This window comes from Actinoplanes teichomyceticus ATCC 31121 (assembly GCF_003711105.1).
Lineage (GTDB): Bacteria > Actinomycetota > Actinomycetes > Mycobacteriales > Micromonosporaceae > Actinoplanes > Actinoplanes teichomyceticus.
Window position 1 is genome coordinate 952,846 of sequence record NZ_CP023865.1, and the last position, 20,337, is coordinate 973,182.

Below are 20,337 nucleotides of genomic sequence, written 5' to 3' on the forward strand. Positions count from 1 at the left end.
TGGACTGCCCGTCTGACCGGTTAACTGCTCCATTTTACCTGGTCAACCGGCTGTCGGGCGGCGAAACGCCCGGTCCGGGGGTTCGGTGTCGGACTGTCTGTGCGGGACAGTCGTTTGTGGAGGCGCAAACTGGACGGATCGTGCGAAATCCTGGACGCCGGAGCGACAAAGTGGCAGCTTAGAAGGCATGCCCGACTTCCAGATCAATCCCACGGCTGCCGCCTTGCTGGGCCTGCTTCACGAGGGGCCGATGACCGGTGGACAGCTCATGGCGGCTGCCGAACGCCGCCTCGGGCCCTACTGGTCGATGACGCGGAGCCAGGTGTACCGCGAATTGCCCGTACTGGCCGAAATGGGGTATGTACGCCTCGGCAAGCCGGGCCCGCGCTCCAGCCAGCCCTATGCGATCACCGCCTCCGGCAAGCGCGCCTTCGGGCGCTGGCTCACCGAGACGCCCGGGCGGGACGCGCTGCGCAACCCGGTCGCGCTGCGGGTCGCCTTCGGCCAGCAGCACAACCCCGACCAGTTGCAGACCCTCTACACCAACGCCAACCAGTACCACTCGGAAGCCCTGGCGATGGCGAAGGAGCAGGCCAAGGAGGCCAAGAAGAACGACGATCCGTACGGCGCGGCCGCGCTGGAGTTCGCCGTCGCCTACCACAAGGCGGCGCTCAGCTGGCTGAAGACCGTTCCGTCCGAATGAGTTGAGGACGCCCCGGCCAGTGATCTGGCCGGGCGGCGTAGTCTTGGGTGTCGTGACCGCTGCCGACTTCCCCGAACAACTCAAAGCGCTCGACGCCACCCTCCGCAACATCGAGAACGTCCTGGACGTCGACAAGCTGCGACGCGACAAGGCGGAGCTCGAGGAGCAGGCCTCCGCCCCCGACCTCTGGGACGACCAGGCTCGGGCGCAGGAGGTCAACAGCCGTCTGTCGTACGTCTCCGGCGAGATCTCCAAGCTGGAGCGCCTGCGCACCCGGCTCGACGACGCCGGCCTGCTGCTGGAGATGGCTGAGGACGAGGGCGACGCGTCGTCGATCGCCGAGGTCGGTGACGAGATCACCGCGCTGACCAAGGCCATCGAGGAGATGGAGGTCCGCACCCTGCTCTCCGGGGAGTACGACTCCCGCGAGGCCCTGGTGGCGATCCGGGCCGGCGCCGGCGGTGTGGACGCGGCCGACTTCGCCGAGATGCTGATGCGGATGTACCTGCGCTGGGCGGAACGCCACGGCTACCCGACCGAGGTCTACGACACGTCGTACGCGGAGGAGGCCGGCCTCAAGTCCGCCACCTTCACCGTCAAGGTGCCGTACGCCTACGGCACGCTGAGCGTCGAGTCGGGCACGCACCGGCTGGTCCGGATCAGCCCGTTCGACAACCAGGGCCGCCGGCAGACCAGCTTCGCCGGTGTCGAGGTGATGCCGGTGGTGGAGCAGACCGACCACATCGACATCCCGGAGAACGAGATCCGCGTGGACGTCTACCGCTCCTCCGGCCCGGGCGGGCAGAGCGTCAACACCACCGACTCGGCCGTGCGCCTCACGCACATCCCGACCGGCATCGTCGTCACCTGTCAGAACGAGAAGTCCCAGCTGCAGAACAAGGCGTCCGCCATGCGGGTGCTGCAGGCCCGACTGCTGGAGCGCAAGCGCCAGGAGGAGGAGGCCAAGCTGGCCGGTCTGAAGCAGGACACCACCGGATCGTGGGGCGACCAGATGCGTTCGTACGTCCTGCACCCGTACCAGATGGTGAAGGATCTGCGCACCGAGTTCGAGACCGGTAACCCGACGTCGGTCTTCGACGGCGACCTGGACGGATTCATCGAGGCGGGCATCCGCTGGCGCAAGCAGAATCAGGTCGCGGCCTAGCAAGATTCATCACGGTGAGCGACCCCGCCTGAGCGCTCGGTCAGGCCGGGGTCGCGCCGTTTTTGTTGTTGCCGCAGGTGGCGAAGATTCCCGACCCCGGCAGGCTTGGCGATTTCGTTACACCGCGTAGACTCCAGTCCCGTGATTCAGCTCGAGAACGTGACGAAGACGTATCCGAAGGCGTCTCGGCCGTCGTTGGACAATGTCAGCGTCGGGATCGAGAAGGGTGAGTTCGTCTTCTTCATCGGCCCCTCCGGTTCCGGCAAGTCGACGATCATCAAGCTGCTGTTGAAAGAGGTCTCGCCGACCCGCGGCAAGGTGGTGGTGAACGCCAAGGACGTCACCTCGCTGCGCTCCTGGAAGATCCCGCACTTCCGCCGTTCGATCGGCTGCGTCTTCCAGGACTTCCGGCTGCTGCCCAACCGCACCGCGTACGAGAACGTCGCGTTCGCGCTGGAGGTGATCGGCAAGACCAAGGCGGTCGCCCGTCGCGTCGTTCCCGAGGTCCTCGAGCTGGTCGGCCTCGGTGGCAAGGAGCACCGGTACCCGCACGAGCTGTCCGGTGGTGAGCAGCAGCGTGTCGCGGTGGCCCGGGCGTTCGTGAACCGTCCGCTGATCCTGCTCGCCGACGAGCCCACCGGTAACCTCGACCCGGACACCTCGATCGAGATCATGCGGCTCCTGGACCGGATCAACCGGACCGGCACGACCGTCGTGATGGTCACGCACGACTCCAACATCGTCAACCAGATGCGCCGCCGGGTCATCGAGATCGAGAGCGGACGGATCGTCCGTGACCAGGCCCGCGGTGTCTACGGCTGAGACCGGCTCCGCCCTCATGTTCAACGCTGAAGCAGCAACACGCGGAGTCCCGGAAGGATCCCCCCGATGCGCGTGAAGTACGTCCTCAACGAGGTCCTGGTGGGCCTGTGGCGAAACGTCACGATGACGGTCGCCATGATCATCACCATGTCCGTCTCGTTGACCATGCTGGGCGCCAGCGTGCTGATGTACCTGCAGGTCGACCGGATGAAGGACTTCTACTACGGCGAGATCGAGGTTTCGATCTTCCTGGCCGACAACGTGACCGACGGTCAGCGTCAGGCGATCAAGGCCAAGATCGACGGGAGTCCGCTGGTCAAGGAGAGCGCCTACGAGACCAAGGAGAAGGCGCTGGAGCGCTTCAAGGTGCTCTACGCCGACTCGCCCGACTTCGTGGCCGCGGTGAACGTCAGCAGCCTGCCCGAGTCGTACCGGGTGAAGCTGAAGAACCCCGAGGACTACGAGCAGTTCGCCAAGCAGGTCGAGGGCGAGCCGGGGATCCAGCGCATCATCGACCAGCGCGAGTTGTTGCAGAAGGTCTTCAACATCTTCAACTCGGTCCAGCTGATGTCCCTGGTGGTCGCGGCGGTGATGGCCTTTGCCGCGTTGCTGCTGGTGGGTAACACCATCCAGGTCGCCGCGTACAGCAAGCGCCGAGAAGTCGCGGTCATGAAACTCGTCGGCGCCTCGAACTGGTTCATCCAGGCGCCGTTCGTCCTGGAGGCGGTGGTCGCCGGCCTGTTCGGCGCGATCCTGGGCTTCGTCGCGCTGTTCATCGGCAAGATCGTCCTACTGGACAACAAGCTGCAGGCCCTGACCGCGATCCTGACACCCGTGCCGAGTGGCAACGTCTGGTTGATGTTGCCCCTGCTGGCCGGTGTGGGCGCGTTGGTCAGCGCGGTGACCGCCTGGGTCACCCTGCGGTTCTACCTCAAGGTCTGACCCGTACCGGGACCTTTGCCGACGAAGGCCGCGACCCTGCCGGGTCGCGGCCTTCGCGGCCTTCGGGCGGTTTACGCTTTTGCGAGCGATTAGTCAGAGTACGGTGACTCCCCGTGAGGTACCGCCGACCGAACCCGCTGCTGGCCGCCTGTCTCTGCCTGCTCAGCGCCGCCGGCCTGGTCATCGCCGCGCCGGCGCCCGCGCCGGCCGACCGGGGCGACGCCGCGCGGGCCGCCGAGGCGGTACGCCGGGCCGAGTCGCTGCTGGAGAACGCCGGCGCCACCGCCCGGGCCGCCGCCCGCCGCCTCGCCCTCGCCTCGTCCGCCCTTCCCACCGCGCAGCACCGGGTGGCCACCGCCCGCGGCGTCGTCATCGCCACCCGGGTGCAGGCCAACACCGCGCGCCAGCGCGCCGAGACCGCCCGGCAGCACCATCGGAAGATCGCCGCGGACTGGACGGCCGCGGAGGAGCGGGTGGCCGGCGCGCGGGCCCGGGTCGAGCAGATCGCCCGCAGCAGCTACATGGGCGGCTCGGTGGTCCGGTTCAACCTGCTGGTGTCGGTGACCGGCCCGGTCGACCTGATGGACCGGATGAGCCTGGTCGACGCGATGGTGCGCCAGGAGAGCGAGGACGTACGCCGGCTGGTCGGCGCCCGCCGGCAGGCCCGGATCGCGCAGGACCGGGCCGGCGCGGCGCAACGCTCCGCCGAGGCGGCCGAGGCCGAGGCCGCCGCCCGGCTCCGCGACGCCCAGGCCGCCCAGGCCGCGGCGATCCGCGCCGAACGCGACGTCTACCAGCTGGTGCTGGCCAGGCGCGCGGCGCTGAGCGCGGCGAACGCGCAGCGGGCCACGGTGCTCGCCCAGTACCGGGCGGCGCTGGCCGCGGAACGCAAGATCCGGGCCAGTATGCGCGGCTGGGAGAGCCGGTCGGGATACACCGGGCCGTACCGCGGCCGGCTGCTGATGCCGGTACGCGGCTGGAAGAGCAGCGACTACGGCAACCGGTACGACCCGTACTACCGGGTCTGGCAGCTGCACGCCGGCACCGACTTCGCCGCCGGTTCGGGCACCCCGATCCGGGCCGCCGCCGCCGGACGGGTGATCCAGGCCGGGTGGCGCGGCGGATACGGCAATTACACGTGCGTCAGCCACGGCCGGGTCGCCGGGACCGGATTCTCCACCTGTTACGGCCACCAGTCCCGGATCCACGTCCACGTCGGCGAGTACGTACGGCAGGGGCAGGTCATCGGTTCGGTCGGCAACACCGGCGCGTCCACCGGGGCGCACCTGCACTTCGAGACCCGATTCGGCGGCGCGCCCCGCAATCCGCTCGATTACCTGCCTCCCTGCCTCTGCTGACGGCCGCGATAGGATTGATCGGTTCGGTTCCCTCGTCGAAGGAGTCCGCGGTATGCCACGCGAACAGGGGCGCAAGCTCGTCGCCTCCAACCGCAAGGCGCACCACGACTACGCGATCCTGGACACCTACGAGGCGGGCATGGTGCTCACCGGCACCGAGGTGAAGTCCCTGCGCGCCGGGCGCGCCTCGCTGGTCGACGCGTTCGGCCACGAGAGCAACGGCGAGATCTTCCTGCACGGGATGCACATCCCGGAGTACACCCAGGGCACCTGGACCAACCACGAGCCCCGGCGGGTCCGCAAGCTGCTGCTCAAGCGCGACGAGATCCACAAGATGATGGGCAAGCTGCGCGACGACGGCGTCACGCTCATCCCGCTCGCGGTCTACTTCCAGAACGGGTACGCGAAGGTCGAGCTCGGCGTCGCCAAGGGCAAGAAGAGTTACGACAAGCGCCAGGACATGGCGGAACGGGACGCCAAGCGCGAGATCAACCGCGCCCTGGGCCGCCGTGCCAAGGGCATGGCCTGACGGGGTATCCTGCCCCGCCAGCTTGTTGATCACTTCGTTCTTGCTCGACTCTTCCACGAGGAGACCGGCTGTTGTCCAAGCACAGAGACCGCCAGTTCTTCATCGCCCGATCGGTGTTCGGGCTGATCGGGGCCGTCCTGGTCGGCCTGGTCGGGTGGATCGCGGTGCGGGCCGGTGGTCCGGCCTCCGCCGACGACACGCCGGTGATCGTGCAGCCCTCGGCGGACCTGCGGGCGGTCGAGTCGACGGTGGCCCCGCTGCTCACCGCGTCGGCCGTCGCGGCCGGCTCGCCCGTGCCCTCCGCGTCGCCGTCGGCCCCGGTGTCGTCGTCCGCCTCGCCGTCGGCCTCCGCGTCGACGTCGGCCTCGGTCTCGCCCACGCCGTCGAGGAGCTCGGCGTCGCCGACCCCGTCCACGACGTCGAAGAGCGCCACGCCGTCCCCGAGCCGGACCAGCCCCGCGCCGACCGCCTCGAACGACCTGAGCGCGACCTACGCCACCACCGCCTCGTGGGGCGACGGCTTCATCGCGACGGTGAAGGTGGTCAACAACGGCTCACAGGCGCACGACTTCACGGTGACCGTGAGCTATCCGTCCGGCGTCGGCCTGAACCTCCGCGGCGCCTGGAACGGCTCCGCGAGCGCCAGCGGCAACACCGTCACCATCCGCGGAAACTCGCTGGCCGCGGGCCAGAGCGTGACCGTAGGATTCCAGGCCGGCAAAGCCACCCGGGAGCGGATCCGGGCGACCGGGTGTGCGGTCACTGGCGGAACCTGCCGGGTGAGCTAAGATTGTCAGGCTGTAAGACATGTCCAGGGGGTGACTGGTTTCGACTTCGTACGTGGAGACAGGGGAAGCGAGCCGAGGAAGCCGACGTCGTCTCGAGAATCGGTCGTCGGAAAACTATAAGCGCCAACGATAAGTTTGACGCTGACCAGTACGCTCTCGCCGCCTGAGGCAAGTAGCGTGGTCTGTCGGTCTGGGAGCGCCTCCGTCCCAGTTGCCGGCATCAGCTAGGAGGCTGGCCAATCGGTCCCGGTCGCGGGGACCGTGCGGCGAGATCAATCAGCGACTGGGCCCGTCGTCCGGACTTGCTCACGTGAGCCGGAGGGCCGAGTAGGGACATAGTGAGCTGCGCTCGGAGAAGCCCTGACAAAACAACGAAGGACCCGGGTTCGATTCCCGGCACCTCCACGGCTCAACGGCCCCCGGTTCGCGGACAGCGCGAACCGGGGGCCGTTCCGGTTTGTCTGCTCCAAGGGCCGAGCCGCCGGATGTCTCGCGTTTCGGTGGGCGCGGCCCGCTGCCACCACGTGGTGGGCACTGCCCGCCCTTTGCGCCTCTCGCATCCTCGCGAGGGAGAGTTCGACGGCTCGTGGTGCCCTGAACTGTCCTTGAGCCGTACCGGTTTCCCTGGGGCGCGGGAAGCGCCCTGTTGGTAGCTCGGATGTGGCTGAATGGCGGAGTGGAAGGCGGTGTGTCCGTACCGGCTTGATCGGTAGCCTGGCGGCGTGGGCATCCAAGGACGTGAGTACAGCATCGGGCAGATCTTGAACTCGGCCGCCGGCAAGGTTGAGGTTCCGCCCCATCAGCGCCCATACAGCTGGGAGAACGCGGAGCTCAAGGAGCTCTGGGAAGACCTCATGTCGTTCAGCGACAATCTGTCGGGCAAGACGCCGGAGGGTAAGCAGTACTTTCTCGGAAGCATCGTCGGTCTGGAGAAGCCGGAGGAACGCTCCCTGGAAGTTCTGGACGGGCAGCAGCGGTTAGCCACAATCACCATCGCTTTGGCGACCATTCGTGACCTGCTCCATGAGGCAGGCCGTCAAGACCTGGCACAAAAGGTCAATATCGGGCAGATTGTCGCTAGTTCGAAGATGCTGGACGCGCCGCCAGAATATGTCCTCAAGCTGGGCAGGGTGGACGACGGATTTTTTCGGTTCACGGTGCTCGCTTATCCACCCGAGGAGCAAAAGAACATTCAGGCGAAGACGGCGAGTCAGCAAGCGATTCTGCGCGCCAAGAAGTTCTTCCGGAGCCAGATCATCGCGCATGGGGAGAGTCATGGTCTAGCACTCTCCGCCGTTGCTCTCCGTCTGCATCATGTGGTGATCAATCAGCTGACCGTGGTGCGCGTGTCGTCCGAGGCATTCGACGACGTCACCGACGTTTTTGAGCGTCTCAACGATCGCGGCAAGGGGTTGTCTACGCTCGATCTGCTGCGTGTCTATCTGATCGGAAAGAGCCCGAAGCAAGCCCAGGCGGACGTGGAGGAGGCGTGGGCGACCGTCTACGAGCTCTCGCAGTCCGCCACCAAGGTGGATGCTTTTCTGCGCCATAGCTGGATCACGCATCGCGGTGACGTTAAGAGCCGGTCGTTGTACAAAGAAATCAAGGCGGTCCTCGACTCGCCGGACCAGCCCGCCCCGCTGAACAACACTGTGCAGTTCAGTCAAAGCCTCGCCCAGGATGCCGAGCTCTACCGGAAGATGGTGGAGGGCAAGCATCCGGACGACCGGTGCTCCTACTGGCTTCGGGCCATCGGCACCTTGGGCGCCTCGAATCTCTGGCCGGCCGCGTTGGCGGGAAGCGCGGTGTGGGCGAACGTCCCTGACTACACCAACTACGCGACGTTGCTGCAGCGCCTGGTCAGCACGTTCGTGCGTTGGAACGTCATCTCGGGCGGGGAAAGTACTGTCCTTGAGGAGGCGGCGTTCCGAGTCGCCCGGATTGTTCGGGCTGGTGGAGGTGTCGAGGAGGCATCCGCGCTGCTCCGTCCCTATTTGCAAGAAGATGAGGCGATCGTGAGATCGTTCCAGAGGCTGTCGGTCGTTCGTCCTGGATATCAGCGGTACGTTCTCGAAGCGCTGGAAGATTGGTACGCGAATCCGAAGAGCAGCATGCCTCCGGAGAAGCCGGTGTCCGATGCAAAAACGCTCTGGATCGAACATGTCTACCCGCAGAGCCCGGACAAGCATTGGGGCCGGTGGGTCAAGCATGACGAGTATCTCAACCGTCTCGGTAACCTGACCCTGATCCATAAGCGGGTTAATGCGGCGATGAAGAATGGGGACTTCGCGGCCAAGAAGGCGCGCTACCGGGAGAGTGGTCTGCTTCTCAACGGTTATTTTGAGGGCGTGGACAGCTTCTCTCCGCAGGTCATCGATCAGCGGCAGTTCGAGATGGCGAAATGCGTTCCCGAGGTATGGAAAGCGTTCTAGTGCTCCAGCTCGCGGAAACGTGATCCGGCGGCGGTCGTTTTGGTTCGGCTGGTCCGGGGCTGAGCCCGCGGTAACCCCGGGTTACGGGGGTTGCGGCGCCTGCTCAGTCACGGTGTGGTGAGACCGTCGCCGATCGGCTCAGACGGCCAAGATGTCTATGTCATATTTCCGTATCTCGGCGTCGCGGGTCACCAGGGTCAGATGTTCCACCCCGGCTTGGGCGATGAGCATTCGATCGAATGGGTCCCGGTGGATGAGCGGAAGCCGTCCAGCGGCGATGGCGTGCTCGGCGGTAATATGCAGGTGCCGGAAGCCACTGTCGCGGATGCGTTCAGGGAGGTCGGCTGGTATGTCCAGCTTGCCGATCGACTGCTTGACGGCTACCTCCCAGATCGTCGCGGGGCTGACGTAGACGTCCGGCTCGTGGTCGAGTCGTTCCTTGATCTCGGCAGCGAGGGTAGGGTCGTCCGTCAGCCACCAGAGCACGACGTGGGTATCCAGGAGCAGGCTCATGTGAGACCGAAATCCCGGGCAATGGCTTCGTTCACCGCAGGGGAGTCCCAGTCGTCGGTTACGACGAGTTGGCCGGCTAGCGAGCCTCGGGCGGCTCTGTCGACCCTGCGGTTGAGCGGGATCACTTTGGCGACGGGGGTGCCGGCACGGCTGATGATGATTTCTTCGCCGTGCTCGACCCGCTCGATGATCCGTGAGAGGTTGGTCTTTGCGTCATGGATGTTGAACTGTGCGGCTGCTTCCGGCATGGCTGCCTCCTTAGCTAAGAGGCTAGCCCGATGACGCGGCACTGAGCGAGACTCGTGTGTCGAACGCCCGGGCTTCGACTCGACTCGGCCGTCTGGCTGCTACGTCGTGACATGGCGACAGTCGTCGAGAAGGTCGATATCGTGCCGACCACCTCATGTGTCGAGGTAGTGGCCTTGACGGGCGGCGATCTCTAGGTCAGTTGCCGTGATCGTGTGTCGGATCCAGCAGGGGTGCTGCTGAAGCAGCCCGGCGTCCGCCTGAGCGATGCTTTCCCGCAGGCGACGAGCGTTCACGGCCGAGCCGATAGCGTGCAGTGTCTTGTTCAGGGACGTAGGCTCTGGCGTATCACCAGTGCCATGCCGCGATGCCTGCCGTGCCGCCGCTGGAGAGCGCTCGCCGGTCTGCCGACAAGCGTGCTGGTCGACCCGGTTCCGCGCTGCGGCTGCCGCCGGCCAGTTCCGGAGCCCGGCCCCGGTGGCCCGCCCGCCGGGCGCGCCACCGGAGCCGTCACCGGCCTGATCGCCGGCCCGCCGGTCAGCAGGACAGGTTGCCGCCGGGGCTCACGCCGAGGATGGCGGCGAACCGGTTGTACGCGTCCACCCGGCTCTGCACCTGGGCCGGATTGCCGCCGTTGCACTCCAGCGACCCGTTGATGCTGCGGATGGTCTCGCCGAAGCCGCGGCCGTTGACCATGGCGTCGTGCGGGGTCATCGTGCCCGGGCCGCGCTGGGTCATCCAGTACCAGATCGCGGTCTGGTACGCGACGGACGACTCGTTCTTGACCCGGTCGGGGTTGTTCAGCAGGTCGATGCCGAGCGCGTCGCCGGCCGCCTTGTAGTTGAAGTTCCAGCTCAGCTGGATCGGTCCGCGACCGTGGTAGGCGCTCTGCCCGGCCGGGCAGCCGTACGGCTGGTTGCGGTCGCAGTAGTGCGGCCAGTTCGCCTGGTTGATCTCCTCGACATAGACCAGGCCGCCGGACTCGTGGTTGACGTTCGCCAGGAAGGCCGCGGCCTCCTGCTTCTTCACCGTGTCGCTGCCGGTGGTGGTGAACGCCGGGAACTTCTTGATCGCGTCGAGCAGGCCCGCGTACGAGTAGAACGGGATCCGGTTCGGGAACATCTGCTGGAACTGCGCCTCGCTGACCGGGAAGCCGCTGGACCCGCCGGTGGGCGGCGCGGTGGTGGTGCCGCCCCCGCCGGTGCAGGTGTACGGCGACCAGTACCAGGTGCTGATCACCGGGTCGTAGCCGGGGTTCTCGTGTGAGGCCCGGTAGTACTGGCCGTTGGTGTAGCGCACGATCGAGCCGGTCGCGTAGAACTGCCCGGCGACCCAGTTCGGGTAGTTGCAGCCGCTGCCGGCACCGGCCGGGGGTGGTGTGGTGCCGCCGCCGCAGGCGCCGTTGTCGCTCCACACGCCGGAGCCGCCGGTGCTCGGGGTCTCGCCCTGCGTCCACCACTTGGCGGTCCAGTTGTGACCGTTGTACGAGGCGCGCTGGTTGGCCGTGTAGGCCGCCGAGCTGCTGTACGCGGCGACGCAGGCCTCGGCCGCGTCGGACGCGGTCATCGGGATGATCGCCGCAGCGGCGCCGGCCACGGCGACACCGGCTGTGGCCAAGATCGACAGAAGCCGTCTTCTGGGCATGGCTCACCTTCCGTGCGTCCGGGGACGCACTGGCATGAGGGGGATGGAGGAGTCATCGACTCAACTAGATGCCGGGCGGTGAAGTCAAGATATCTGTAAACAAACTTCAGGGTTTGGTCGGGGGTGCGTTCGGTGTCCACCCGCGACCTCGGTAAGGTCCATGATCATGCGCCGGGAAAGGCCGATCGCGTTGCGCATCCACTCCACTTCGCACCGCCACAATTGTCTTCATAGGCGTGACGGATCGGTCGCGGTGCGCACATGTTTCGGCTTTCCGGCGCTGATCGGACCGAAGGGCACGTGACATTCAGATAAGTCTGTGCTCATAATGCCGCGTCAGTTCCCGCGCGTGGATTCGCAGAATCCCCGGGAACGGCGAACTCTGCCGTCCGCCATGCGCGGACGATCCCCTTCGGAGAGGTGCAAGAACCTGATGTTCGGAAAACGAGGACGGCTCTGGGCGCGGACCGCGCTCGCCGCCGTCGCGGGTGGCGCCCTGCTGCTCGGCTCCGCCACGCCCGCCGCAGCCGACGAGCCGGTCACCGGTGTCCCCACCACCATGCCGGGCGGCGGGGTCACGCTGCTGCTGAACGAGAAGCGCATGTCGATCGGCGGCCTCAGCCTCTCCATTCAGGAGCAGCAGGGGGTGCCGGTCTACTGCATCGACTTCCACACCCCGGTCGCCACCAAGCAGAAGTACGTCGAGGGCACCTGGGACCAGTCCGAGGTGAAGAACCTCAACAAGGTGCAGTGGACCCTCGCCCACGGCTACCCGAACGGCGACGCCGCCAAGCTGCTCGCCGCGGCCGGGGTCCAGGCCGGCGGCCTGACCGACGCGAGCCGCGACAAGCTGCTCTACTTCGCCACCCAGACGGCGGTCTGGCACTTCAGCGACGGCATCACGCTGGGCGGCTGGCAGGCCGGTCGCTCGCTGACCGACCAGGCGAGCTACGACGTCATCAAGAAGGTCTACGACTACCTGACCACCAACGCCGTCGACCAGCCCGAGCCGACCAGCGAGCTGGCCGTCGCCCCGGGCAGCGCCACCGCGAAGGCCGGCGAGAAGGCCGGACCGTTCACGGTCAAGGGCCCGGCGGACGCGATCAAGGTCACGGTCACCGGCGGCAGCGCCGTGGACGTCGACGGCAACCCGATCTCCGCGACCACCAACGGCGGGCAGTTCTGGCTGACCGCCGAGCAGGCCGGCAAGGCCACCGTCAAGGTCACCGCCGAGGACTCCGTCTCGTTCGGCCGGGTCTTCCTGTACAGCGGCGGCAAGGACAAGCACCAGAAGCTCATCCTGGGCAGCAGCGTCGGCAAGACGGTGACCGCCGAGGCCGAGGCCACCTTCACCGCGGCGCCCGTCGCGCCGTCCGCGTCGTCCTCGTCCTCGTCGTCGGCGTCCCCGGCGCCGTCCGCGACCACCTCCGCGCCGGCTGAGGCCACCCCGTCGGAGAGCCCCTCCGCCGCGGCGCCCGCGACCAGCGCCTCCTCGGAGGACGGCGGCGAGCTGGCGCTGACCGGCGCGCCGACCGCCACGGTGATCGGCGGCGGCGTCCTGCTGCTGCTCGTCGGCACCGGCCTGTTCCTGCTCGTCCGCCGCCGGCGGGTGAACTTCACCGCCTGACCGGGCGCCCCGGCGCGGATGTCCGGCCGGCTCGCCCGGCACGGAGCATCCGCACCGGCTCCAGCATGATCGAAGCGGCCTCCCGATCGCGAAACCCGCGATCGGGGGGCCGCTTCGCCATATCCGCGGTGCGCCGCGGTCTGCCTCCGCCGTCGAGGTGGGCCGCGAACCGGCCGCTCCGGCGCCCGGCCGCCCTTTTCCCGGGTACGGCTCCGGGGCCCCGTGCGCAGGCTCGGCAGCCGGGCCCCGTGGTGGACCCGCGCGGCGCCGCGGGCGTCCCGGCGGGGTCCGTGCACCCCGGCGCCGCCCGGCCGGGACGGGCGCACGGCGCCGCGGGTGTCCCGGGACCCGCGGCGCGGCTGCGGACCCCGGCTGGCGCGCCGGATCACCCGTACGGAGGGGTGGCGTCACGAGTGAAGAGTTCCGCCCTTCGGGGGCGGGGCGAACGGCCCGTGCGGCGCGGGCCGGGGACCCGGCACGCTGGAGGCGCGGCGGAACCACCCGGTGCACGTGGCGCATGATTAGCTTGGAATTACTGAGAGTGATGTGATGACTTGTACTGTGACAGCGGTCATGCGCGGAGTTACGCTACCGGCGAGTAACAAGCTCATTCCTGGAACGCGTTCTTGGTCGGCATCCGTGAAGACACCCTCCTTCGCGTGTCCGCCGTAGGTCCGGCACCGTCGCTAGAACTGCTGGGGAGTCGATTGATGATCATTGGTGTTCTGGGTGAGTCCGATCCGGGCGAGAGGCGCGTGGCGGCCACCCCCGCGACCGTGGAGCAGCTGCGCAAGCTCGGCTACGAGGTGGTGGTGGAACCCGGCGCCGGACGCCGGGCCTCGTTCGCCGACGAGGCCTACGCGGACGCGGGCGCGACGATCGGCGACCCGTACCGGGCCGACGTCGTCTTCACCATCAACGCGCCGGAGCCGGCCCGGCTGGACCGGCTCCGGGCCGGGGCGACGCTGATCGGCGTCTTCAACCCGCGACTGAACGCCGAGCTCGTCCAGGAGTTCGCGCGGCGGCCGATCACCGTGCTGTCGATGGACGCGGTGCCCCGCATCTCCCGGGCCCAGTCGCTGGACGTGCTCTCCTCGATGGCCAACATCGCGGGATACCGCGCGGTCGTCGAGGCGGCGCACGCGTTCGGGCGGTTCTTCACCGGGCAGGTGACCGCGGCCGGCAAGGTCCCGCCGGCGAAGGTGCTGGTCGCCGGCGTCGGCGTGGCCGGTCTCGCGGCGATCGGCGCGGCCGGCAGCCTGGGCGCCGTCGTCCGGGCCACCGACCCCCGGCCCGAGGTCGCCGACCAGGTCAAGTCGCTCGGCGGGGAGTACCTCGCGGTGCGGGCCGCCGACGTCGAGGTCTCGGCCACCGGGTACGCCAAGGAGATGTCCGACGACTACAACGAGCGGGCCGCGCGGCTCTACGCCGAGCAGGCCACCGAGGTCGACATCATCATCACCACCGCGCTGATCCCGGGCCGGCCGGCGCCCCGGCTGATCACCGCGCCGATGGTGGCGAGCATGAAACCGGGCAGCGTGATCGTCGACATGGCGGCGGCGAACGGCGGCAACGTCGAGGGCACCGTCCCCGGCGAGTCGATCACCACCCCGAACGGCGTGACCATCATCGGCTACACCGACCTGGCCGGCCGCCTGCCCGCGCAGGCCTCCCAGCTCTACGGCACCAACCTGGTGAACCTGATCAAGCTGATGACACCCGGGCGGGACGGCACCCTCGTGCTCGACTTCGACGACGTCGTGCAGCGCGCGATCACCGTCGTACGGGAAGGGGAACTGACCTGGCCACCGCCTCCGGTGGCGGTGTCGGCGGCGCCGGCCCAGGCGGCGCCGGCGGCCACCGCGCCGAAGGCCGTGGCGCAGCCGCCGGCCGCCGGCAGGAACCGGGGGCTCGCCCTGGTCGGCGCCGGGGCGCTCGCGCTGTTCCTGCTCGCGGCACTGGCGCCGGCCGCGCTGCGCGGACACCTGACCGTTTTCGCGCTGGCCATCGTGATCGGGTACTACGTGATCGGGCACGTGCACCACGCCCTGCACACCCCGCTGATGTCGGTGACCAACGCGATCTCCGGGATCATCGTGGTCGGCGCGCTGCTGCAGCTCGGGCACGGCGGCCTCGCGGTGACCGTGCTGTCGCTCATCGCCATCCTGCTGGCCAGCATCAACGTCTTCGGTGGCTTCGCGGTGACCCGCCGCATGCTCGCCATGTTCACCAGGAGCTGACCCGATGACCATCGAAACGGCGGCCCAGGCCGCGTACCTCGTCGCCGCTCTGCTGTTCATCCTCGCGCTGGCCGGGCTGTCCCGGCACGAGAGCGCCCGGCTCGGCAACCTCTTCGGCATCGCCGGGATGGCGCTCGCGCTGGTCGCGACGGTCGCGCTGGCCCTGGTCGGCGACCTGAGCGGCACCGGGCTGGTGCTGTTGCTGGCGGCGACCGGCGTCGGCGCCACGATCGGCCTGTACCGGGCCGGCAGGGTCGAGATGACCGGGATGCCGGAGCTGATCGCGCTGCTGCACAGCTTCGTCGGCCTGGCCGCCGTGCTGGTCGGCTGGAACGGCTACCTGCACGTCGAGGCCGACCCGGACGGCGCCGAGGCGGGCGTGCTGCGCGCCCAGGAGCTGCTCGGCATCCACAGCGCCGAGGTGTTCATCGGCGTCTTCATCGGCGCGGTGACCTTCACCGGCTCCGTCGTGGCGTTCCTCAAGCTCAGTGCCCGGATGAAGTCCCGGCCGCTGATGCTGCCCGGCAAGAACCTGCTCAACGTGGGCGCGCTGACCGCGTTCGTGCTGCTGACCGTCTGGTTCGTGATCGACCCGCAGCTGTGGCTGCTGATCGCGGTCACCGCCGTCGCCCTGCTGCTCGGCTGGCACCTGGTCGCCTCGATCGGCGGCGGCGACATGCCGGTCGTGGTCTCCATGCTCAACAGCTACTCCGGCTGGGCCGCGGCGGCCTCCGGCTTCCTGCTGGAGAACGACCTGCTGATCGTGACCGGGGCGCTCGTCGGCTCGTCCGGCGCCTACCTGTCCTACATCATGTGCAAGGCGATGAACCGGTCGTTCCTCTCGGTCATCGCCGGCGGCTTCGGCATTGAGGCCGGCCCGGCCGACGACACCGACTACGGCGAACACCGCGAGATCCAGGCCGAGGCGGTGGCGAAGATGCTCAGTGAGGCCGAGTCGGTGATCATCACGCCGGGCTACGGCATGGCGGTCGCCCAGGCCCAGTACGGGGTCGCCGAGCTCACCCGCAAGCTGCGCGAACGCGGCGTGGACGTCCGCTTCGGCATCCACCCGGTGGCCGGCCGCCTGCCCGGGCACATGAACGTGCTGCTCGCCGAGGCCAAGGTGCCGTACGACGTGGTCTTCGAGATGGACGAGATCAACGACGACTTCGCGCGCACCTCGGTGGTGCTGGTGATCGGCGCCAACGACACGGTCAACCCGGCGGCCACCGAGGACCCGTCCAGCCCGATCGCCGGGATGCCGGTCCTCAAGGTGTGGGAGGCCGGCGAGGTGATCGTCTTCAAACGGTCGATGGCGTCCGGGTACGCCGGGGTGCAGAACCCGCTGTTCTTCCGGGAGAACAGCGCGATGCTCTTCGGGGACGCCAAGGACCGGGTGAACGACATCCTGCGGGCCTTCTGACGCTCGCCGCGGCCACGGCCGGCGCGACGCCCGGACTCCGGTCCGGGCGTTTCGCGTCGGTGGCCGTCGACCGGCATGTTCACCGGCAGAACGTCCGGCATCGTGAGGTTGCCGCCGATTCTGCCGGGTCACCGCGGGGTCACCGCTCGTACGCTCGCTGACGTCCCGACAAGCCGGAGGCGTCATGACCAGCGAACGGATCGCGACAGGCGGCGGCCACGTGCCGGCCGCCGCAGCGGCCCGCACCGTCGTGCCCCCGGTGGCCTGGCCCCTGCTGAGTGCCGTCGCGGGCGTGGCCGTCGCGGTCATCGTGGCCGCCGCCGGCCGTTACGGCCCGCACCGTGACGAGCTGTACTTCATCGTCGCCGGGCGGCACCTGGCCTTCGGCTACGACGACCAGCCGTCCCTGGTTCCGCTGCTCGCCCGGCTCATGGACGCCGTCGCCGGCGGGTCGCTGACCGTGCTGCGCCTGCCGAACGCGCTCGCGGTCGGCGCCACGGTGCTGCTCACCGGCCTGCTCGCCCGCGAGTTCGGCGGCGGCCGGGCCGCGCAGGCGCTGGCCGCGGCGGCCTGGGCGACCGCGCCCGCGGTGCTCGTCGCCGGTCGGATGCTGGTCACCCCGCCGTTCGACATCCTCGGCTGGACGGCGGTCGCCTACCTGTTCGCCCGCTGGGGCCGTACCCGCGACGACCGGTTGCTGCTGGCGCTCGGCCCGATCGTCGGCCTGAACCTGCACGTCAAGACGCTGCCGTTGCTGTTTCTGGCGGCGTTGGCGGTCGCCGTCGCGGTGACCGGCCCCCGCGAGGTGCTGCGCCGGCCCGCCCTGTGGACCGCCGCCCTCGTCGCCGTCGCGGTGTGGGCGCCCAACCTGTGGTGGCAGGCCGCCAACGGCTGGCCGCAGTTCCACAAGGCCGTCCAGCTGTCCGGCGACGGGCTGTACGGCACCCGCGCCGAGCTGCTGCCCGCCCAGCTGCTCTACATCGGCCCGCCGCTGGCCGCGATGTTCCTGCTCGGCCTGTGGCGGCTGCTCACCGACCGGTCCGGTGGTCCGCAGCGGGCGCTCGGGGTGGCGTTCGTGGTGGTTCTCGGCCTCGTGTTCGTCACCGGCGGGCACGCCTACTACCCGCTCGGCGCCATGCCCGCGGTCGTCGCCGCCGGCGCCGTGGCCGGGACCGCCTGGGCTCGTACGGCGGCGCGCCGCCGCTGGCTCGGCGCGGCCGTGGCCGCGAACGCGGCGCTCAGCGCGGTGGCCGCGCTGCCGGTCCTGCCGGTCGACCGGTTCGCCGGCTCGCCGGTGGCCGCGCTCAACGTGGACGCCGGCGAGATGATCGGCTGGCCGGAACTGGCCGCGACGGTGGCCGGCGTGTACCGCACCCTGCCGCCGGAGCAGCGCCGCACCGCGGTCGTCTTCGCCCAGAACTACGGCGAGGCGGGCGCCCTGGACCGGTACGGCCCGGCGCTGGGCCTGCCCCGGCCGTACAGCGGGCACGTCGCGTTCTGGCGCTGGGGGCCGCCCCCGGACGCCGCCACCGGCCCGGTCATCGCGGTCGGCTGGTTCACCGCCGAATCGCTCGCGCCGCTGTGCGCCGCGCCCGTGGTGGTCACCCGGCTGGACAACGGTCACCGGCTCGCCAACACCGAGCAGGGCGCACCGGTGTGGCTCTGCGACGCACCGCGGCAACCGTGGTCGGTGGCCTGGCCGGCGCTGCGCCACCTCGGCTGATTCCTCCCTCCCTGCCCCTTTCGGCGAAAGGAACCCCACCGTGCCCGTTTCTCCACTGACGACCATCAGTGGCGTCGACGGCATCGTCAACCAGGACCGGGTCAACCACCTGAACTGTCGCAAGGGACAGCTGCTGGCCGTGACCGCGAGCCGGTCGCCGTGGAGCGACCTGCTGCTGTACGGCGCGCTCGGCTCGACGTTCGCGATCTACCGGCACTGCTTCCGCCGCGGCGGCTACCGCTGGGACTTCCCGGCGCCCTACGTCGTGGACGAGGATCTCGCGCTGCTCGGCTTCCAGGCGCCGCGCCTGGCCAAGCTGGATCTGGCCGACGTCCGCGCCGGCCTGCCCGACTTCATCGCGCGGGACCAGCCGGTGTTCTTCGACGCGCCGCGCGGGGACTTCGGCTACTGGGTGGACTTCATGCGCCGCACCGGCACGGTCCCCGAGGAGTACCGGGAGCTGCACTCGTACCTGGTGGGCGGGCTCAGCGCGGACGGCGAGACCGTCCTGATCGTCGACAACACCACCGACAACCTCCAGTTCCAGCGCTTCGAGATCCCGATGGCCGACCTGGTCGCCGGGTACGCCCGCGAGCCGCAGCGGTGGTTCCTGGACTGCCAGACGCTGATCCGTACCGGCGAGCCGGACTTCGCCGGGTTCGTGGCGCGCTACCGGGCGTTCGTCGAGAGCTGGCAGGACGGCTTCGAGATCTACGACCTGATCGCCGACAGCCTGCCGTCCGAGCGGACCCGCTTCGAGCACACCTACCAGACGCCGAGCGTCAACAGCCTCGCCCTGCTGGCCGGATCCCGCGGCATGTTCCAGCGGTTCCTGCGGCACACCGGGCACAGCCCGCAGCTGGCGCACCGCTACGAACGGCTCGCCTCGGCGATCGCCCTGCTGCAGGACCAGGCCGCCCGGTTCCACGGCGGCGCCGCCGACGTGTCCCTCGACGACATGCGCCGCGACCTGCACGCCCTGCGGCTGCGCGAGCAGGACACGGCCCGGCTGCTGCGCGCGGACCTGGGCCGCGGCCCGGTGTCGTTCCCGGCGGCCGACGCCCTGGCCGGCCGGGCATGACCGAGGGGGAGGGGATGCGGCAGCTCTACATCTTCGACGGGCTGGCCGGCAGCGACGGGCCGCCGCTGGCGCAGCTGCGCGCGCTGGCCGCCCGGCCGGAGAACACCCGGTTCTTCCGGGTCGCGGCCGAGGCGGTCCAGGCGAGCTTCGACCACGTCGGCGCCCAGGTGTACCGGCGTGAGCTGCCCGGCGGCCTGCCGCTGCGCGAGCTGCTGACCGGCCCGCCCGCGCCGCCCGCGGTGCTCGGGCACTCGCTGGTGCAGGGCATCTGCGCGCACGTCTACCAGCTGTGTCTGCTGCAGCCGGGGCCGGACGCCGCCCCGGCGCCGGTCGCCGCGGCCGGGCACAGCATGGGCGTGCAGGCCGCGATCGCCGCGGGCCGCCGGCTCACCGACCGCCGCTCGTTCCTGCGGTTCAGCCGCGCCTCGATCAGCCTGGCCGCGATGATCATGCTGCGGTGCCACCAGGTGTTCGAGGAACGGGTGGCGAGTCCGGCGGTGACCCGCGCGTACCAGGAGCGGGCGGCCGCCCCGGCGGTGCGGCCCACCGCGATGGCCGCGGTGCTGGCGATCGACGAGGCCGACCTGCGTGCCCGGGTGGCGGCGTACGCCGGCCCGGTCGAGCTCGCCATCGTCAACTCGGCCCGCTCCCACGTGCTGGCCGGGACGCCCGGCGCGCTGGCCGAGTTCTGGCTGGCCAACGCCGACGACTTCGAGCGGCGGCGGGTGCGCTGGATGTTCCTGGCCAGCACCGCGCCGTTCCACTCCAGCCTGCTCGCCCCGGCCGCCGAGCTGATCCACGGCGACCGGGGGGTCCTCGACTACGAGGTCACCGGCGACGGTCTCGCACTACCGGTGTACGTCGCCGAGGAGCCGCGCAACCTGCAGGACCGGCCGGACCTGTGGCTGGATTTCGTCGAGCAGTCCTTCTGCCGCCCGGTCGACTGGCTCACCACCGTGACCACGGCGGTCGCGGCGACCCGCCCGGACCAGGTCGTCGACTTCGGGCCCGGCCCGGGGGCCCGGCTGTTCACCCGGGAGAGCCTGCGGCACGCCGGCTACTCCGTGCCGCTGAAGGCGCTGGCGCCGCGATGAACCCCAC

At 69.5% G+C, this 20,337-nt stretch carries 17 protein-coding genes and 1 other RNA gene; 15 read left to right on the forward strand and 3 right to left on the reverse strand.

Annotated features, from left to right (window positions below; genetic code table 11):
• Window positions 1–187 precede the first annotated feature (187 nt).
• The 9 genes from ACTEI_RS04365 (at window position 188) to ACTEI_RS04405 (ending at window position 8,739) form a co-directional block, all read left to right on the forward strand.
• On the forward strand, window positions 188–703 hold the full coding sequence (locus ACTEI_RS04365) for a PadR family transcriptional regulator (protein WP_122976460.1): 516 nt from the start codon (window positions 188–190) through the stop codon (window positions 701–703).
• 52 nt (window positions 704–755) lie between these two features.
• Window positions 756–1,868 (forward strand): peptide chain release factor 2, encoded by a 1,113-nt coding sequence (prfB, locus tag ACTEI_RS04370; RefSeq protein WP_122976461.1) that lies wholly within the window; start codon window positions 756–758, stop codon window positions 1,866–1,868.
• A 141-nt stretch (window positions 1,869–2,009) separates the two neighbouring features.
• Window positions 2,010–2,690, forward strand: coding sequence for a cell division ATP-binding protein FtsE (gene ftsE, locus ACTEI_RS04375; RefSeq protein ID WP_122976462.1), 681 nt, complete (start codon window positions 2,010–2,012; stop codon window positions 2,688–2,690).
• Between the two features lie 66 nt (window positions 2,691–2,756).
• Window positions 2,757–3,632 carry a permease-like cell division protein FtsX gene (ftsX, locus tag ACTEI_RS04380; RefSeq protein WP_122976463.1) on the forward strand — a complete coding sequence of 292 codons (876 nt, stop codon included), beginning with the start codon at window positions 2,757–2,759 and terminating at the stop codon, window positions 3,630–3,632.
• A 113-nt stretch (window positions 3,633–3,745) separates the two neighbouring features.
• On the forward strand, window positions 3,746–4,990 hold the full coding sequence (locus ACTEI_RS04385; protein WP_122976464.1) for a M23 family metallopeptidase: 1,245 nt from the start codon (window positions 3,746–3,748) through the stop codon (window positions 4,988–4,990).
• A gap of 52 nt (window positions 4,991–5,042) precedes the next feature.
• Complete coding sequence (gene smpB / locus ACTEI_RS04390; RefSeq protein WP_122976465.1) at window positions 5,043–5,519, forward strand: SsrA-binding protein SmpB; 477 nt, start codon at window positions 5,043–5,045, stop codon at window positions 5,517–5,519.
• 71 nt (window positions 5,520–5,590) lie between these two features.
• On the forward strand, window positions 5,591–6,307 hold the full coding sequence (locus ACTEI_RS04395) for a cellulose binding domain-containing protein (protein WP_122976466.1): 717 nt from the start codon (window positions 5,591–5,593) through the stop codon (window positions 6,305–6,307).
• 26 nt (window positions 6,308–6,333) lie between these two features.
• Window positions 6,334–6,715: a transfer-messenger RNA gene (gene ssrA / locus ACTEI_RS04400) on the forward strand.
• Window positions 6,716–7,029: 314 nt separating this feature from the next.
• The gene (locus tag ACTEI_RS04405) at window positions 7,030–8,739 is read left to right on the forward strand and encodes a DUF262 domain-containing protein (RefSeq protein ID WP_122976467.1); all 1,710 of its coding nucleotides are present in this window, start codon (window positions 7,030–7,032) and stop codon (window positions 8,737–8,739) included.
• A gap of 138 nt (window positions 8,740–8,877) precedes the next feature.
• On the opposite strand, the gene ACTEI_RS04410 is transcribed toward ACTEI_RS04405, so the two are convergent.
• The 3 genes from ACTEI_RS04410 to ACTEI_RS04420 form a co-directional block, all read right to left on the reverse strand.
• A complete protein-coding gene (locus tag ACTEI_RS04410) occupies window positions 8,878–9,252 on the reverse strand; it encodes a type II toxin-antitoxin system VapC family toxin (RefSeq protein ID WP_122976468.1) in 375 nt (124 codons plus the stop codon).
• A complete protein-coding gene (locus ACTEI_RS04415) occupies window positions 9,249–9,500 on the reverse strand; it encodes a type II toxin-antitoxin system Phd/YefM family antitoxin (protein WP_122976469.1) in 252 nt (83 codons plus the stop codon). The genes ACTEI_RS04410 and ACTEI_RS04415 overlap by 4 nt, the downstream gene beginning before the upstream one ends.
• Before the next feature lie 535 nt (window positions 9,501–10,035).
• Window positions 10,036–11,142: a glycoside hydrolase family 19 protein gene (locus ACTEI_RS04420; protein WP_122976470.1), complete on the reverse strand. Its 1,107-nt coding sequence runs from the start codon at window positions 11,140–11,142 to the stop codon at window positions 10,036–10,038.
• A 433-nt stretch (window positions 11,143–11,575) separates the two neighbouring features.
• On the opposite strand from ACTEI_RS04420, the gene ACTEI_RS04425 reads away from it, so the two are divergent.
• From ACTEI_RS04425 to ACTEI_RS04450, 6 genes are all read left to right on the forward strand, one after another.
• On the forward strand, window positions 11,576–12,769 hold the full coding sequence (locus ACTEI_RS04425) for a thioester domain-containing protein (protein WP_122976471.1): 1,194 nt from the start codon (window positions 11,576–11,578) through the stop codon (window positions 12,767–12,769).
• A 710-nt stretch (window positions 12,770–13,479) separates the two neighbouring features.
• Window positions 13,480–15,009, forward strand: coding sequence for a Re/Si-specific NAD(P)(+) transhydrogenase subunit alpha (locus ACTEI_RS04430; protein ID WP_122976472.1), 1,530 nt, complete (start codon window positions 13,480–13,482; stop codon window positions 15,007–15,009).
• Window positions 15,010–15,013: 4 nt separating this feature from the next.
• Window positions 15,014–16,432: a Re/Si-specific NAD(P)(+) transhydrogenase subunit beta gene (pntB, locus tag ACTEI_RS04435; RefSeq protein WP_122976473.1), complete on the forward strand. Its 1,419-nt coding sequence runs from the start codon at window positions 15,014–15,016 to the stop codon at window positions 16,430–16,432.
• Between the two features lie 184 nt (window positions 16,433–16,616).
• Entirely contained in the window at window positions 16,617–18,155 is a 1,539-nt protein-coding gene (locus ACTEI_RS04440) for a glycosyltransferase family 39 protein (RefSeq protein WP_122976474.1), read from the forward strand.
• A 40-nt stretch (window positions 18,156–18,195) separates the two neighbouring features.
• Entirely contained in the window at window positions 18,196–19,236 is a 1,041-nt protein-coding gene (locus ACTEI_RS04445; RefSeq protein WP_122976475.1) for a hypothetical protein, read from the forward strand.
• Window positions 19,233–20,330 carry an ACP S-malonyltransferase gene (locus ACTEI_RS04450; RefSeq protein WP_122976476.1) on the forward strand — a complete coding sequence of 366 codons (1,098 nt, stop codon included), beginning with the start codon at window positions 19,233–19,235 and terminating at the stop codon, window positions 20,328–20,330. The genes ACTEI_RS04445 and ACTEI_RS04450 overlap by 4 nt, the downstream gene beginning before the upstream one ends.
• Window positions 20,331–20,337: the final 7 nt, after the last annotated feature.

What these genes read in the sequence shown, in the direction of transcription:
- ACTEI_RS04420 (WP_122976470.1), bottom strand. Translation starts at nt 11,142, where the DNA reads ATGCCCAGAAGACGGCTTCTGTCGATCTTGGCCACAGCCGGTGTCGCC.
- ACTEI_RS04430 (WP_122976472.1), top strand. Translation starts at nt 13,480, where the DNA reads ATGATCATTGGTGTTCTGGGTGAGTCCGATCCGGGCGAGAGGCGCGTG.
- ACTEI_RS04410 (WP_122976468.1), bottom strand. Translation starts at nt 9,252, where the DNA reads ATGAGCCTGCTCCTGGATACCCACGTCGTGCTCTGGTGGCTGACGGAC.
- pntB (WP_122976473.1), top strand. Translation starts at nt 15,014, where the DNA reads ATGACCATCGAAACGGCGGCCCAGGCCGCGTACCTCGTCGCCGCTCTG.
- ACTEI_RS04415 (WP_122976469.1), bottom strand. Translation starts at nt 9,500, where the DNA reads ATGCCGGAAGCAGCCGCACAGTTCAACATCCATGACGCAAAGACCAAC.
- smpB (WP_122976465.1), top strand. Translation starts at nt 5,043, where the DNA reads ATGCCACGCGAACAGGGGCGCAAGCTCGTCGCCTCCAACCGCAAGGCG.
- ftsX (WP_122976463.1), top strand. Translation starts at nt 2,757, where the DNA reads ATGCGCGTGAAGTACGTCCTCAACGAGGTCCTGGTGGGCCTGTGGCGA.
- ACTEI_RS04365 (WP_122976460.1), top strand. Translation starts at nt 188, where the DNA reads ATGCCCGACTTCCAGATCAATCCCACGGCTGCCGCCTTGCTGGGCCTG.
- ACTEI_RS04425 (WP_122976471.1), top strand. Translation starts at nt 11,576, where the DNA reads ATGTTCGGAAAACGAGGACGGCTCTGGGCGCGGACCGCGCTCGCCGCC.
- ACTEI_RS04450 (WP_122976476.1), top strand. Translation starts at nt 19,233, where the DNA reads ATGACCGAGGGGGAGGGGATGCGGCAGCTCTACATCTTCGACGGGCTG.
- ACTEI_RS04440 (WP_122976474.1), top strand. Translation starts at nt 16,617, where the DNA reads ATGACCAGCGAACGGATCGCGACAGGCGGCGGCCACGTGCCGGCCGCC.